We start from the raw sequence: 14,043 nt of genomic DNA, 5'->3' as shown, positions 1-14,043 counted from the left end.
GCGGTTTACCCGCTTGTGCGATGAAGTCGCTCTGATCTATGGGTATGCGCGTTCGCGGCGGTAGCGGCTGGGAGTGACGCCGGTGGCGCGGCGGAACGCGGTGGAAAAGCTCCCGGGATTGGTGAAGCCAAGCCGGGCGGAGATCTCCTTCAAAGGCAGGTCGTCCTTCTCCAGAAGCGCCGCTGCGCGAGCGATCTGGACGCGGGTGACGTAGGCCGTCACGCTTTCCCCGGTCAGTGCGCGGAACAAGCGCGCGAAGTGGCGCGGACTTACGCCACACAGCCGCGCAAGTTCGCTGAGCGTCGGCGATGTCGGGTCCGACTCGATGCGCTCGCAAACCCGACGGTATTGCCAGCCCGCGAGCCGTCCCGTGTCCGCCCGGCGCTCTGCACGATCCGACACGCTCCGCGCGGTCTCGACCACCAGCGCCACGGCATAGGCTTCGACAAGAATGGTGCTGGCGAAGCCGGGAGCCGTCAGTTCCTCACGCAGCCGGTGCAGTAGCATTTTCGGCACATCGTCACGCAGGTCGAGCCCGGCGCGCAGCAACGCCTCCTCATAATCGAGTTCGGTGCCGACGATCGCTGCGTAGGACGCCGGCTGCACGGCCACGCGAACGACCTGAATATGACCGCCCTTGCTCCGGGCACGAATGGCGATACCGGCCGGTCTCAGGAACAGGTTTCCGATGGAGCTGAAGCGGCCTGGGGAGAGATCGGGAAAACTCGCCATACCGTCGGCAGCCAATGGCGGAAGCGACATCTCGATCATGTGGCGGTCTTCGCAGATCGTCACATCTATCGGTGAAGGCCAGTGCCACTCGACGAGCTGCGCCTCGCCGATGGGTAAATGTTTGCCCGCCAGAATGTTGAGGGGTGCGCTCATTTCCCACAGTTGCCTGTGCCCCGCGTCGAGGTCAAGCCCCCCTCACCTCATTTTGTCCGAACCGGCGAAACCTGTCCGAATCTCCGAAGCGCTCCGGCTTGCGCTCAATCGGTCAGCGCCTCACTGTTGAGCCAGAGATAAATTTGCGCATGTAGAACGCCACTCTTGTAGAGGAAATACGACGATGGACAATAACATACTCATCCCCGACCATGTTCCTTCTGAACTTGTTTTGCGTTTTAACTTTCGTGATGACGACGAATTTCGGAGAGATCCTTGGGGGTATATCGCGAGCTTGGCGGAAAAACCTGATATATTCTTCTCCCCGGACCTGGGCGGCTATTGGGTGGTGACGCGCTCCGACCTCATTGACGAGGTGTTCAGGCGCCACGAGCTGTTCACCGCCACCTCCTTGTCCATTCCGAAGATGGTCAACCCGCTCAAGCTGATCCCCAACAGCTTCGATCCGCCGGATCATTCCGGCTATCGGCAGATCCTGGCCAACAACCTGTTCTCGCCGCGTGCCCTCGCCACGCTGGAGGACGATTCACGGGATTTCTCCCGCGCGCTGTTCGGTGCCTTCCAGCCGGGCCGGTGCGAGTTCGTGCACGACTTCGCCTACAAGCTCCCGATCGACATCTTCCTCGCCTTGATGGGCGCACACCCCAGCCATCGTGACGAGTGCCTGTCGTGGATTTACGGGATCTTCCGCGGCCGGTCGCTGCAGGAGATGCGGGATGGTTTCACCGCGGCGTACGACTTCGTCACGCGCTGGCTGACCGAGCAGCTCGCCGATCCCGAACGCAACCAGGGCAGTATGTTCCGCGCGATGGTCGCCTCTCGGCTGAATGGGCGCGCGCTGACATTCGAGGAAATGCATTCGATCACCATCATGCTGTTCACCGGCGGGCTCGACACGGTGACGTCGCAGATGACCCACATCATGCGGTTTCTCGCGGAGAGCCCGGAACACCGACACTATCTCCTCGACCACCCTGAAAAGATCCCGGTCGCCCTGGAAGAAATGCTGCGCCGGTTCGGCATCTCCTTCATCGGCCGCGCTGCTGCGAAGGACTTCGAATATCATGGCGTGACGTTCAAGGAGGGCGATCCGGTCTGTGCCGGAACGCCCATCGCAGGCCTGGACCCCCGCGCGTTCCCGGACCCGCTGACCGTCGATTTCAACCGGGCTCAGGGACACCGGGTCAAGCATCTCGGCTTCGGGTCGGGGCCGCACCTGTGCGTCGGCGCGTATCTGGCACGCACCCAGATCAGGGTCATGCTCGAGGAACTGCTGCCGCGGATGCCGAACCTGCGGGTTACGCCCGGACGGACTATCGAAAACGCGCCCGGAGCTACGATGATGCTGAAAGCGCTTCCGCTCGAATGGGACGCGTGAAGCAGCGGCGTCATCAGATCAACGACAACCGGCGCAGGCGCGGAGGCGGGCGAGGCCATGAGCACCGGCGCCCCGCTCCAGGTGGCCAGTCCGCGCGCTGGTCAAATCACGCCGGATAGGGGCCATCGGGCAAACACGTTGCGCGCCGCGCCCTATAACGACCTTCCGCCCAGCCGGAAAAGCCAGCCGTCCAGCAAAGGGTCAGCGCATGTCCATCCAGCAAGAAAAGGTCCGTTCGGTTCATCACTGGAATCCGACGCTGTTCAGCTTCACCACCAGTCGCTCACCAAGTCGGCGTTTCAAACCCGGCCAATTCGTCATGATAGGCCTGGAAGTGGGCGGGCGGCCGCTCATGCGGGCCTACAGCATTGTCAGCGCTCATTACGAGGATCACCTCGAGTTCTACAGCATCAAGGTTCCGGGTGGCCCGCTGACGTCCCGGCTTCAGCACCTGCAGCCCGGCGATACGCTGCTGGTGTCCCGCAAGCCGACGGGAACGCTCATCATGGACAATCTTCGGCCCGGCAAGACCCTGTACTTGCTCTCGACCGGAACCGGGTTGGCACCCTTCATGAGCATCATCCGCGATCCGGACGTCTATGAGGCTTTCGACCGGATTGTGCTCGCCCACGGCGTCCGCCATGTCAGCGAGTTGGGCTATTGCGACTACATAACCAATACCCTTCCCGGCACCGAGTTCCTGGGCGACGCGATCAAAGACAAGCTGATCTATTTTCCGACCGTCACGCGCGAGCCCTTCACCAACCGGGGCCGACTTTCCGACCTCATCACGAGCGGCCATCTGTTCGCCGACACCGGCCTGCCGCCATTGGACGCCGACCGCGACCGCGTCATGGTCTGTGGAAGCCCGGCCATGCTGACGGACATGGTGACCATCCTTCAAGGGCATGGCTTTTCCGAAGGCGCGAGCCACCGGCCAGGCGAGTTCGTCATCGAGCGAGCTTTCGTTGAACGCTGAGCACCCATCGACAGCGTCGATGTTTGCGTCGTCAGTTCCGACAACAGAAACGCACTCACCGGATACGTGACGGAATTTATTGACGCATTGCGTAGAAATCGTCTAGCGTCTCCAATCGAAGGCCGAGGCGCAGCCTTCGGAAGCGCCGATGTCTGGCTTTGAATTTGCGGGAGGTGGCTTTGGCCAAAGTCAAGGTAGCGATCGTCGGCTCGGGCAACATCGGTACCGACCTGATGATCAAGATCATGCGCAGCGCGCGCAACCTGGAGATGGGCGTTATGGTGGGCATCGACCCGGCCTCCGACGGCCTCGCCCGCGCCGCACGCATGGGCGTGGCCACCTGCGCCGAGGGTATGGACGGACTGGTGAAGATGCCGGAGTGGGAGGATATCAAGGTGGTGTTCGACGCCACCTCGGCCTATGCGCACAAAAAGCATTCGGCGACGGCGATCGCCGCCGGCAAGCAGGTGATCGATCTGACCCCGGCCGCCATCGGCCCCTACACCGTGCCGCCGGTCAACCTCGACGCCCACCTCGACCAGCCCAACGTCAACATGGTGACCTGCGGCGGGCAAGCCACAATTCCCATGGTCTACGCGGTCAAGCGCGTGGCAAAGGCTCTGCCATATGCCGAAATCGTGGCTTCCGTCAGTTCGCGCTCGGCGGGCCCCGGCACGCGCGCCAACATCGACGAGTTCACTGAGACCACGGCGCGTGCCATCGAAACAGTGGGCGGGGCGGATCGCGGCAAGGCAGTGATCATCCTGAACCCGGCGGAGCCCCCGGTGATCATGCGCGACACGATCTTCACCTTCTCCCAGGGCGCGGAGCCGGAGGAGGTCGAAGCATCCGTCGAGGCGATGGTCAAGGAGGTCCAGAGCTACGTGCCCGGCTATCGCCTGAAGCAGAAGGTCCAGTTCGAGCACATCGGCGACAACAACCCGCTGCGCATCCCGGGATATGGCGAATTCTCCGGCTTGAAGTCCTCGATCTTTCTCGAGGTCGAAGGAGCGGCGCACTACCTGCCGGCCTACGCGGGCAACCTCGACATTATGACTTCGGCCGCCATGGCCACCGCCGACCGCTGGGTCGAGCGCACCTTGAGGGCCTGAGGGAGGGCCAAATCATGGGCAAGCTGTACATCCAGGACGTGACGCTGCGAGACGGCATGCACGCACTGCGTCACCAATACTCGCTGGAGACGGTGACGACCATCGCCAAGGCGCTGGACGCCGCCAAAGTCGATGCCATTGAGATCTGTCACGGCGACGGGCTTGCAGGCGGCACCTTCAATTACGGCTTCGGCAAGCACACCGACCACGAGTGGATTTCCGCGGTGGCCGACGTGCTGACTCACGCCAAAGTCACCGTGTTGCTGATCCCCGGCATCGGCACCAAGGAGGATCTGAAGGAGGCGTACCAGGCCGGCGCGCGCTCGGTGCGCGTCGCCACCCACTGCACGGAGGCCGACGTTTCCCGGCAGCACATCGAACACGCCCGCTCACTGGGCTTCGACACCGTCGGCTTCCTGATGATGGCCCACATGATCCCGACCGAGAAGCTGGTCGAGCAGGCCAAGCTGATGGAGAGCTATGGGGCTGAGTGCGTGTATGTGGTGGATTCGGCAGGCGCCCTGCTGATGGAAGACGCAGCGGAACGCGTCAAGGCATTCCGCGCCGCGTTGAAACCGGAAACGGAGGTCGGCATCCACACGCACCACAACCTCACTCTCGGCGTTGCCAACGCAGTGGTCGGCGTCCAGAACGGTGCGGTGCGTGTCGACAGTTCTCTGGCCGGCATGGGTGCGGGCGCCGGAAACGCACCACTGGAAGCGCTGATCGCCGTGTTGGATCGCATGGGCTACGAGCATGGGTGTGATCTCTACACACTGATGGATGCCGCCGACGGCCTCGTGCGTCCCTTGCAGGACCGTCCGGTTCGGGTGGACCGCGAGAGCCTGTCGTTGGGCTACGCCGGGGTCTATTCCAGTTTCCTGCGGCACGCGGAGAAGGCGGCGCAGACCTATGGTATCGACGCACGCGAGATTCTGATCGAACTCGGCCGGCGCAAGATGGTCGGCGGGCAGGAGGACATGATCGTCGACGTCGCCCTGGACCTGATCAAGGAGCGGTCCCAGGCAGCCTGAGCCGCGTCCGCCGGGGGCCAACCCCACTGGTGCCCGGCGACCGGCCAACCAGACCGCCAACGCGCCCTGTACGAGGATTGAAAGAGCCCATGAAAGTCCTGGTGCCCGTGAAGCGGGTGGTCGACTACAACGTGAAGATCCGCGTCAAGGCGGATGGCAGCGGCGTCGAGACCGCCAACGTGAAGATGAGCATGAACCCCTTCGACGAGATCGCCGTCGAAGAGGCCGTCCGCCTGAAGGAGGCCGGCAAGGCGACCGAGATCGTCGTCGTGTCCGTCGGCCCGGCCACGTGCCAAGAGACGCTGCGCACCGCTCTCGCCATGGGTGCCGACCGCGCCATCCTGGTGCAGACCGACGTCACCACCGAACCGCTTGCCGTCGCCAAGGTCCTCAAGGCGCTGGTCGAAAAGGAGGCGCCGGGAATGGTGATCCTCGGCAAGCAGGCGATCGACGACGATTGCAACCAGACCGGCCAGATGCTGGCGGCTCTGCTGGGCTGGGGCCAGGGCACCTTCGCCTCGAAGGTCGCGCCGGCTGGTGACGCCGTGGCGGTGACGCGCGAGATCGACGGCGGGCTTGAGGTCGTGTCGCTGAAGCTGCCGGCGGTGGTCACCGCCGATCTGCGCCTGAACGAGCCGCGCTATGCCAGCCTGCCGAACATCATGAAGGCGAAGAAGAAGCCGCTTGAGACGGTTACGCCGGACAGCCTGGGCGTCGATGTGACGCCGCGACTGAAGACGGTGAAGGTGGCCGAGCCCGCCAAGCGTCAGGCCGGTATCAAGGTGTCGGACGTCGCCGCACTGGTCGACAAGCTCAAGACCGAAGCGCGCGTGATCTGAGGGGAACGAACCGACCATGGCCAACAGTCTCGTCATCGCGGAACACGACAACGCGTCGCTGAAGCCCGCCACCCTGAACGCCGTCACCGCCGCCGCCAAGATCGGTGGAGACGTCCATGTCCTGGTTGCCGGCAAGGGCGCGCAAGGCGCCGCCGAGGCAGCATCCAAGGTGGCCGGTGTCGCCAAGGTGCTGCTGGCCGACGATGCCGCTTACGAGCACCAGCTGCCGGAAGATGTCGCACCGCTGGTGGTCGCCACCGCCAAGAGCGGTTACGGCCATGTCCTGGCCGGCGCCACCTCGGTCGGCAAGAACCTCCTGCCGCGTGTCGCCGCCCTGCTGGACGTCGCCGCCATCTCCGACATCACCGCGGTGGTCTCCGCCGACACGTTCGAGCGGCCGATCTACGCCGGCAACGCGATCGCCACCGTGCAGTCGGCCGATTCGGTGAAGGTCATCACCGTCCGCACCACCGCCTTCGAGACCGCAGCATCCGAAGGCGGTTCGGCCTCGGTCGAGGCGGTGTCGAGCGCCGGCGCCGCCGGCCTGTCGAGCTTCGTCTCGGCCGAACTGACCAAATCGGAGCGTCCGGAGCTGACCGCCGCCCGCGTGGTGGTGTCGGGCGGCCGCGGCATGCAGTCGGGCGAGAATTTCCCGATGCTGGAGGCTCTCGCCGACAAGCTGGGTGCCGCGGTGGGCGCCAGCCGCGCCGCCGTGGACGCGGGTTTCGTGCCGAACGATTATCAGGTCGGACAAACCGGCAAGATCGTGGCGCCCGAGCTGTACATCGCCGTCGGCATCTCCGGTGCGATCCAGCACCTCGCCGGCATGAAGGACAGCAAGGTGATCGTCGCGATCAACAAGGATGAGGAAGCGCCCATCTTCCAGGTCGCCGATTACGGCCTCGTCGCGGACCTCTTCAAGGCCGTGCCGGAGCTGACCGAAGCTCTTTGAAATTTTCCGCGTTTCCTCGCGCTCAGGCTCCTCCCTGTCCGAGCGCGACACTTGAGCCGGGCGCGCGTGCCCGGCTTCTTTATCAAGGACGTCGGCATGGTCACGATCAGGACGGTTGGCATTGTCGGTGCCGGTCAGATGGGCAGCGGCATCGCGTACGCGTGCGCCCAATCCGGCCTCAACGTCGTTCTGTGCGACATCAGCGAGGACGCACTTGCCGAAGCCATAACCGTCATCACTGAAAACCTGGATCGCTCAATCCGCAAGGGACTACTGTACGCAGCCGATAAAGCCGCGGCCTTGGCCCGCATCTCGACCAGCAGCGACCTATCGGTGTTCGTCGATGCTGATCTAGTTATCGAGGCCGTCACTGAGAATGAGCAGGTCAAGCGCCGGATCTTCAGGACTCTGGCTCAGCACCTGAAGGCTGAGGCACTCATCGTTACCAACACCTCCTCGATTTCGGTCACCCATCTGGCCGCCTCCACCGACCGACCGTCAAAGTTCATGGGCATGCACTTCATGAACCCGGTGCCGGTGATGCCATTGGTCGAGTTGATCCGAGGAATCGCGACTGATGAGGAGACGTTTGCCGCCATCGCCGACCTGACCACAAGGATCGGGAAGACCGCTGCCGTCGCCGAGGACTTCCCAGCCTTCATCGTCCACCGCATCCTGCTGCCGATGATCAACGAGGCCGTCTATACCCTTTATGAGGGCGTCGGCAGCGCCAAAGACATCGATATCGCCATGAAGCTTGGAGCCAGGCACCCGATGGGTCCGCTGGAGCTGGCAGACTTCATCGGCTTGGACTCCTGCCTCGGCATCATGCAGGTGCTCTATGAAGGGCTGGCCGATCCAAAGTACCGCCCCTGCCCGCTGCTGGTGAAGCATGTCGAAGCCGGATGGATCGGCCGCAAGGCCGGTCGCGGCTTTTACGACTACACACACAATCCTCCGATACCGTCACGCTAAGAGAAACGGATACAAAACGATGATCACGTTTGAAGATTGCCTGGCGTTCAGCGACATCAATCCTGCAGCCGTTTTCAGCCTGCATGACCTCGGCGCCATTTCAGCGGAGCAAAACGCGCGTGCCGGTGACGCTTTTCATGAGCAATCTGCGCACACCATCGCGCCGCACGCCGCTTTGGCGGACTAGCAACATCCGCATCTTGCGCGCCCTGCGCATAGGAGGTCGATAGATATGGAGCGCGATCCGCGCGAGGTGATGGAATACGACATTCTCGTCGTGGGTGCTGGGCCGTCCGGTCTGTCCGCCGCCATCCGTCTGAAGCAGTTGGCAGCGGAAACGGGCAAGGAGCTCTCGGTCTGCGTCATCGAGAAAGGTTCGGAAGTTGGCGCGCATCTGCTTTCCGGCGCCGTGTTCGAGCCGCACGCCCTGGATGAGTTGATTCCCGACTGGCGCGTCAAGGGCGCGCCGCTGAACACGCCGGCGAAGGATGACCGCTTCCTCTTCCTGACGCCGACAAAAGCGGTTCGCCTGCCCACCCCACCGCAGATGCATAACCGCGGCAACTATATCATCAGCCTGGGCAACCTGGGCCGCTGGCTTGGTCAGCAGGCCGAGGAACTGGGAGTGGAGATCTACGCCGGCTTCGCAGGCGCCGAAGTGCTCTATGACGGCACCGGTGCGGTGAAGGGTGTCGCCACCGGCGACATGGGCATCGGCAAGAACGGTGAGCCGACCGGCAACTACACACCGGGCGTCGAGCTGCATGCGCGCCAGACAATATTCGCCGAGGGCTGCCGCGGATCACTCACAAAAGCGCTGATGGCGCGCTTCAACCTGCACGACGGCGTCGATCCGCAGACCTACGGCATCGGCATCAAGGAACTGTGGGAGATCGATCCAGCCAAATCGAACCCCGGCCGGATCGAACACACCCTGGGCTGGCCGCTGGACCCGAAGACATATGGCGGCTCTTTCCTTTACCACCTGAACGACAACCTGGTATCGGTGGGCTTTGTCATCGGGCTTGACTACAAGAACCCGCATCTGAGCCCGTTTGAGGAGTTCCAGCGCTACAAGACGCACCCGGTGATCCGTCCGACCTTCGAAGGCGGCCGGCGCATTGCCTACGGCGCCCGCGCGCTGTCGGAGGGTGGTTTCCAGTCGATTCCGAAGCTGACCTTCCCCGGCGGCCTGCTGGTGGGCGACACCGCGGGATTCTTGAACGTTCCGAAAATCAAGGGCAACCACACCGCCATGAAGTCCGGCATGGTGGCAGCCGAGGCGGTGTTCGACCACTTGACCGGTGGCGACAACAGACCCGAGGTTACCGGATATCCGGAGAGAATGAAGAACTCCTGGCTGTGGTCGGAGTTGCATGCCGTGCGCAACATCCGTCCGGGCTTTCAGAAAGGGCTGTGGGCGGGTCTGGCAAACGCGGTGTATGAGACGGCGACCAAAGGCAAGTCGCCATGGACACTGCACCACAAGCGCCCTGACCACACCACGCTGAAGAAGGCTGGCGAGGCGCCGAAGATCGAGTATCCGAAGCCGGACGGCAAGCTGACCTTCGACCGGCTCTCCTCGGTATACCTGTCGAACACCAATCATGAGGAAGACCAACCGGCGCATCTCACGCTGACGGACAAGTCGGTTCCGATCAGCGTCAATCTGGCGCTGTACGATGCACCGGAGCAGCGTTATTGCCCGGCCGGCGTGTACGAGATCGTGCGCGACGCCGACGGCGCCAGCCCGCGCCTGCAGATCAACGCGCAGAACTGCGTGCACTGCAAGACCTGCGACATCAAGGACCCGACTCAGAACATCAACTGGGTGGTCCCGGAAGGAGGCGGCGGCCCCAACTATGCGGGCCTATAGCAACGAGAGAATGGAGAGGTGCACGCACACGACGCCCATTCACGACTGCATCCGTCAAGGAACGACGCCCCTGTTTGCCGAACTGGACGGCATCGTGGCGGGTCCGTGCGTGACCCGCCACCTGCATAAGGAGTTCATTCGCTTATGGTGTCCGCTTCAATCCACCAGTTGATCCGGCGTCAAGAGCAAGACAGCCATTGCTCATTTGATAGTGTCAGTCCTCCACGGTCGGGATAACGCTCTGCCGGGGAACGATCCGCGCCATACGCGCGTCATACTTCAGGCTGTGGATCGAAACGGACACCTCTACTTCGCGGACCCCCGGCAGGGTCTTGATCCGCGTGCTGACCAGTTCGTGCACCTGTTCGAGGCTGGTGAACAGCCCCATAGCCATCAGGTTATAGCGGCCGAGCAACACCATGACGCAGCCGATCGACGGAATCGAAGACAGCTCGGTCGCAAGATCCGGGACGCAGCTAGGCTCGGCATGGATGCCCATCATCACCAGATTGGGCGACCCCGCCATACGAAAGCTGGTGACGACGGTGAACTGGATCAGGCCTTCGTTCTGCAGGCGCTTGATTCGGGTACGGATTGTTCCTTCCGTGACACTCAGTTCAGCGGCGATCTGACGGTTTGAGGAGCGACCGTCACGGCTCAGCGCCTCGACGATACGGTGGTCCAGTTCGTCAAGTTTGTGCCCGGTCATAGCGGCGCCACATTGAATTCAAATTTGACGATGTTCGCTGCGATACCCGGATTTATTTCACTAATACCTGGAATTTTGGCGACATGATCGAGCAGAAATGTATTGATTTCCTGGAATTCGTGGAGAATGACCAGCATTTCGATATCATAGTTTCCGTTCATGATGTGCAGGCTGAACACTTCCGGCAAAGCCGCCAATTCCCGCGCCACCTCGGCCACTGGCCGTCCAAGCACCTTCACACCGGTGGCGATCAGCATATTGTAACCGTGGGCGGCGAAATCGGCGACGGCGACAACCTTCATCGCCTTGCTTTCTTCCAGCCGATTGAGGCGAGCGGAAACCGTGCCGGCAGTGATGGACAAGCGATCGGCAATTTCCTGGTTGGTCGCCCGCCCGTTCGATCGAAGGATATCGATGATGGCCTCGTCCACCGCGTCAAGTCCGGCCCCGGCCGCCCGGCGCCCTTTTCTAATCTGCATGGAAAACCTTGCGAGTGATTGCCAACGATGCCTATCGCTACGCAATGTAGCAATGTTACCCAGGCCACGCGACCGTTTTCATTGATCTGGGGCACGGCAATGCCCGAACCCACCGGTCGAGCCGATAGCCGGAATCTCGATGGGACGCCGGCCATGCCCACATCGCGGGTAGAGAATAGAGCAAATCCGCAGTCGCGGGCGGTAGCGGATTTCTATCTCAGGCGTGGAGTGCGGAATGCGCCTTGGGTCAGATGTGGATGCGGACCGATGCCATCAGCCATGGCCGACGTGATTGCCTGAGCGTCGCCACACCGATGATCAACGAGTGGTGGAGGCAGGGCCGCCGGGCGAGCATCTCGGGCGGATGTCCAGTTCCGTGTCCGATGAGGGTGGGATCACCGCCCTGCACCCTCAATAGCCGCCTGTGTGGCAGCGACGGCTGCTGCGGCCCGGTCCAAAGGCGCGAGACCCTGTCGGAGCCGGTCCTCCTGCGGAACCTCGACACTGAGCCCTGCGGTTGCCGGCAGAGCCCGCAGAAAGCCGCTGACATCGAAGGCGCCGTCTCCCGGCAGCATCCTCTGCTCCGCTGCCTCGGTGACCAGCCGCTCCGGATCGGCCATGGCGGGACCGTCGCAGATCTGTGCGATGAAGATCCGGTCCGGAGGTACGGCTGCGACATCCGCGATCGAACCGCCGGATCGCACGAGGTGCAGAAGGTCGAGGGTGATGCCGGCCGTTCCCGGCCGGGCGGCAGCCTCGATGAGCGCACTCGCCTCCCGCAGCGTCTTCACTTGGGATGGCGGGTAGAACTCTACGGAAACCTTCAGCCCTACCGCGCTGGCCCGTTCGCAGAAGCCTGCGAAGGTGTCCAGGCGGCGAACTGGATCCCGGTCATAGAGCAGCGCATTTACACTTGCAGCGCCGAGCTCGGCCGCGACCTCCAGTGCCGGCTGGAAATCGCCAGGGGCGGACCGCGCGCCGAGCGTGAATGGATAGGCGAGATCGACGGTGAGACCGAGGTCACGGCATCTTGCGCGCAACGCCCGGCGTGCCGCGGTGTCGGTGACCAGATCGAAAGGCGGCATCCGGGGCAGGACGGACATGGACTGCAGGAACAGGCAGATCCCCCCGCACCCGGTCGCCGCCGCGATGTCGGCGAGGTCCGTCGGCAGCGTATCGACGGCCGTCAAATGGTCGAGCGCAAGGCGCATGGCGGCGGGTCAGACGAAGCGGATGGTGCAGGTCCCGATCCCCTGCAGGTCCATCTCGAACCGATCGCCGCGCTCCGCCGGCGCGAGGGGGACAAGGCTGCCCGACAGGATGACATCACCGGCATTCAGCGTGACGCCGTAGGCCCCGAGCGTGTTGGCGAGCCACGCCACCGCTTCCAGCGGAGATCCCTGCACGGCGGAACCGTAACCCTCCGACAGCGGGGCATCGTTCTTCTGGACCGTTACCTTCAGCATCGCCAGATCATAGTCACGCGGATCGGCGCGTGCCTCGCCGAGCGCGAAGACGCCACAGGACGCGTTATCGGCCACCGTGTCGACGATGCCGATCTTCCAATCGTGAATCCGGCTGTCGACGATCTCGAAGCAGGGCGCGATGGCCTCCGTCGCCGTCAGCACGTCGGCCGCGGTGATGCCCGGCCCGCGGAGAGGCGCCTTCAGGATGAAGGCGATCTCCGCCTCGGCACGGGGTTGGATGAGGTTGCTCGCATCGATGTCGATGATACCGTCGTGGATCCACATGCGGTCGGTGAGGAAACCAAAGTCCGGCTGGTGCACCCCCAGCATATCCTGCACCGCCTTGGAGGTGACGCCGATCTTCTTGCCGACGATCCGCTCGCCGTCCTCCTGGCGACGCGCCACCACCGACAGGGAAATGGCGTAGGCGTCGTCGATGGTCAGCGTGGCATTGCGCTCGGACAAGGGCGGAACGGTGAAACGGCCGCGCAGGGCGCGGTAGAGTTCATCGCTGTGGGGTATCATCGGCGCGTGCCTTCGGTGGTTTTGAGGAAATCGACGGAGTAGCGGTTGAACTCCTCCGCGCGTTCGACCTGCACCCAATGCCCGACCTTGTTGAAGGTCAGGAAGCGGGCGTCCGGACAGGCCTCCAGGAAGCGCTTGGCACCGCTCTCCGGAAGGAACTGGTCCTGCAGGCCCCAGAAACCCAGGATCGGCATGTTCAGTTCACCCAGGCGCGGCGCCAAGTTCGGCGTGCGCATGCGCGCCAGCACGTCCTTGGGCTGGGTGCGGGCTACCGCGAAGCGCTCGGCCACGAGTTCGTCCGTGACATGCACCGGATCGTAGACGAGGTTGGTCACGAGGCGGCGCTGGTCCCCGATGGTGAAGTCGGGACCACCGAAGTCGCTGACCATCTTCGCGATTCCCGGCATCGCGAAATAGACCTCACGCTCCTCAATGCAGCCTGGTGACATGAGGATCAGCCGGTCGACGAAGGCCGGATGGTCCAGCGCCATCTGGATCGCGATGCCTCCCCCCAGGGAGTTGCCCACCAATGTCGCCTTGCCCACGCCATGGGCGAGCAGCGCCTCGTGGAGCGTGTCGGTGAACAGGGCGAGTGTGTAGTCGATGCCCTCCGGCTTCGATGAGGCGCCGTAGCCGATCAGGTCGGGCAAGAGCACCCGGTACCCCGCCGCAACGAACGCGTCGATGTTCAGGCGGAAATTGGAGGCGCCGCTGGCACCCGGGCCGCTGCCGTGGATGAACACGACAGCCGGGCCGTCACCCGCCTCGTTGATGCAAATCTCATATCCGGACCGGAGGCGGTGCCGGGCCGTC

At 63.3% G+C, this 14,043-nt stretch carries 15 protein-coding genes; 9 read left to right on the top strand and 6 right to left on the bottom strand.

Annotated elements, in window-relative coordinates; all coding sequences use genetic code 11:
• Window positions 1-36 precede the first annotated feature (36 nt).
• A complete protein-coding gene (locus F1643_RS10820) occupies window positions 37-885 on the bottom strand; it encodes an AraC family transcriptional regulator (RefSeq protein ID WP_194913130.1) in 849 nt (282 codons plus the stop codon).
• Between the two features lie 184 nt (window positions 886-1,069).
• Here F1643_RS10820 and F1643_RS10815 point away from each other — a divergent pair, with 184 nt between their 5' ends.
• The 9 genes from F1643_RS10815 (at window position 1,070) to F1643_RS10775 (ending at window position 10,051) form a co-directional block, all read left to right on the top strand.
• Complete coding sequence (locus F1643_RS10815) at window positions 1,070-2,284, top strand: cytochrome P450 (RefSeq protein ID WP_194913129.1); 1,215 nt, start codon at window positions 1,070-1,072, stop codon at window positions 2,282-2,284.
• A 208-nt stretch (window positions 2,285-2,492) separates the two neighbouring features.
• Window positions 2,493-3,263, top strand: coding sequence for a ferredoxin--NADP reductase (locus F1643_RS10810; protein WP_194913127.1), 771 nt, complete (start codon window positions 2,493-2,495; stop codon window positions 3,261-3,263).
• Window positions 3,264-3,442: 179 nt separating this feature from the next.
• Entirely contained in the window at window positions 3,443-4,375 is a 933-nt protein-coding gene (locus F1643_RS10805) for an acetaldehyde dehydrogenase (acetylating) (RefSeq protein ID WP_194913126.1), read from the top strand.
• Between the two features lie 14 nt (window positions 4,376-4,389).
• Complete coding sequence (gene dmpG / locus F1643_RS10800) at window positions 4,390-5,409, top strand: 4-hydroxy-2-oxovalerate aldolase (protein WP_194913125.1); 1,020 nt, start codon at window positions 4,390-4,392, stop codon at window positions 5,407-5,409.
• An 89-nt stretch (window positions 5,410-5,498) separates the two neighbouring features.
• Complete coding sequence (locus tag F1643_RS10795; RefSeq protein ID WP_194913124.1) at window positions 5,499-6,248, top strand: electron transfer flavoprotein subunit beta/FixA family protein; 750 nt, start codon at window positions 5,499-5,501, stop codon at window positions 6,246-6,248.
• A gap of 16 nt (window positions 6,249-6,264) precedes the next feature.
• The gene (locus F1643_RS10790; protein ID WP_194913123.1) at window positions 6,265-7,200 is read left to right on the top strand and encodes an electron transfer flavoprotein subunit alpha/FixB family protein; all 936 of its coding nucleotides are present in this window, start codon (window positions 6,265-6,267) and stop codon (window positions 7,198-7,200) included.
• 96 nt (window positions 7,201-7,296) lie between these two features.
• Window positions 7,297-8,175: a 3-hydroxybutyryl-CoA dehydrogenase gene (locus F1643_RS10785; protein WP_194913231.1), complete on the top strand. Its 879-nt coding sequence runs from the start codon at window positions 7,297-7,299 to the stop codon at window positions 8,173-8,175.
• A 19-nt stretch (window positions 8,176-8,194) separates the two neighbouring features.
• The gene (locus F1643_RS10780) at window positions 8,195-8,362 is read left to right on the top strand and encodes a hypothetical protein (RefSeq protein WP_194913122.1); all 168 of its coding nucleotides are present in this window, start codon (window positions 8,195-8,197) and stop codon (window positions 8,360-8,362) included.
• A gap of 45 nt (window positions 8,363-8,407) precedes the next feature.
• Entirely contained in the window at window positions 8,408-10,051 is a 1,644-nt protein-coding gene (locus tag F1643_RS10775) for an electron transfer flavoprotein-ubiquinone oxidoreductase (RefSeq protein WP_194913120.1), read from the top strand.
• 214 nt (window positions 10,052-10,265) lie between these two features.
• On the opposite strand, the gene F1643_RS10770 is transcribed toward F1643_RS10775, so the two are convergent.
• From F1643_RS10770 to F1643_RS10750, 5 genes are all read right to left on the bottom strand, one after another.
• Entirely contained in the window at window positions 10,266-10,760 is a 495-nt protein-coding gene (locus tag F1643_RS10770) for an Lrp/AsnC family transcriptional regulator (protein WP_194913119.1), read from the bottom strand.
• Window positions 10,757-11,191 carry an Lrp/AsnC family transcriptional regulator gene (locus F1643_RS10765; protein WP_206692440.1) on the bottom strand — a complete coding sequence of 145 codons (435 nt, stop codon included), beginning with the start codon at window positions 11,189-11,191 and terminating at the stop codon, window positions 10,757-10,759. The genes F1643_RS10770 and F1643_RS10765 overlap by 4 nt, the downstream gene beginning before the upstream one ends.
• A gap of 443 nt (window positions 11,192-11,634) precedes the next feature.
• Window positions 11,635-12,450 carry a sugar phosphate isomerase/epimerase gene (locus F1643_RS10760; RefSeq protein ID WP_194913116.1) on the bottom strand — a complete coding sequence of 272 codons (816 nt, stop codon included), beginning with the start codon at window positions 12,448-12,450 and terminating at the stop codon, window positions 11,635-11,637.
• Window positions 12,451-12,459: 9 nt separating this feature from the next.
• Window positions 12,460-13,230, bottom strand: coding sequence for a fumarylacetoacetate hydrolase family protein (locus F1643_RS10755; RefSeq protein WP_194913115.1), 771 nt, complete (start codon window positions 13,228-13,230; stop codon window positions 12,460-12,462).
• A complete protein-coding gene (locus F1643_RS10750; RefSeq protein ID WP_206692439.1) occupies window positions 13,227-13,973 on the bottom strand; it encodes an alpha/beta fold hydrolase in 747 nt (248 codons plus the stop codon). The genes F1643_RS10755 and F1643_RS10750 overlap by 4 nt, the downstream gene beginning before the upstream one ends.
• Window positions 13,974-14,043 lie beyond the last annotated feature (70 nt).

Origin of the sequence: Azospirillum sp. INR13 (assembly GCF_015390205.1) — a bacterium.
In the GTDB taxonomy this organism is placed as follows: domain Bacteria; phylum Pseudomonadota; class Alphaproteobacteria; order Azospirillales; family Azospirillaceae; genus Azospirillum.
This window is presented reverse-complemented; position numbering and strand designations above follow the sequence as displayed.

Bases quoted from the DNA above. Each gene is read 5' to 3' on its own strand.
- F1643_RS10775 (WP_194913120.1), top strand. From the start codon at position 8,408: ATGGAGCGCGATCCGCGCGAGGTGATGGAATACGACATTCTCGTCGTG.
- F1643_RS10770 (WP_194913119.1), bottom strand. From the start codon at position 10,760: ATGACCGGGCACAAACTTGACGAACTGGACCACCGTATCGTCGAGGCG.
- F1643_RS10780 (WP_194913122.1), top strand. From the start codon at position 8,195: ATGATCACGTTTGAAGATTGCCTGGCGTTCAGCGACATCAATCCTGCA.
- dmpG (WP_194913125.1), top strand. From the start codon at position 4,390: ATGGGCAAGCTGTACATCCAGGACGTGACGCTGCGAGACGGCATGCAC.
- F1643_RS10810 (WP_194913127.1), top strand. From the start codon at position 2,493: ATGTCCATCCAGCAAGAAAAGGTCCGTTCGGTTCATCACTGGAATCCG.
- F1643_RS10795 (WP_194913124.1), top strand. From the start codon at position 5,499: ATGAAAGTCCTGGTGCCCGTGAAGCGGGTGGTCGACTACAACGTGAAG.
- F1643_RS10755 (WP_194913115.1), bottom strand. From the start codon at position 13,230: ATGATACCCCACAGCGATGAACTCTACCGCGCCCTGCGCGGCCGTTTC.
- F1643_RS10820 (WP_194913130.1), bottom strand. From the start codon at position 885: ATGAGCGCACCCCTCAACATTCTGGCGGGCAAACATTTACCCATCGGC.
- F1643_RS10760 (WP_194913116.1), bottom strand. From the start codon at position 12,450: ATGCGCCTTGCGCTCGACCATTTGACGGCCGTCGATACGCTGCCGACG.
- F1643_RS10785 (WP_194913231.1), top strand. From the start codon at position 7,297: ATGGTCACGATCAGGACGGTTGGCATTGTCGGTGCCGGTCAGATGGGC.
- F1643_RS10790 (WP_194913123.1), top strand. From the start codon at position 6,265: ATGGCCAACAGTCTCGTCATCGCGGAACACGACAACGCGTCGCTGAAG.
- F1643_RS10815 (WP_194913129.1), top strand. From the start codon at position 1,070: ATGGACAATAACATACTCATCCCCGACCATGTTCCTTCTGAACTTGTT.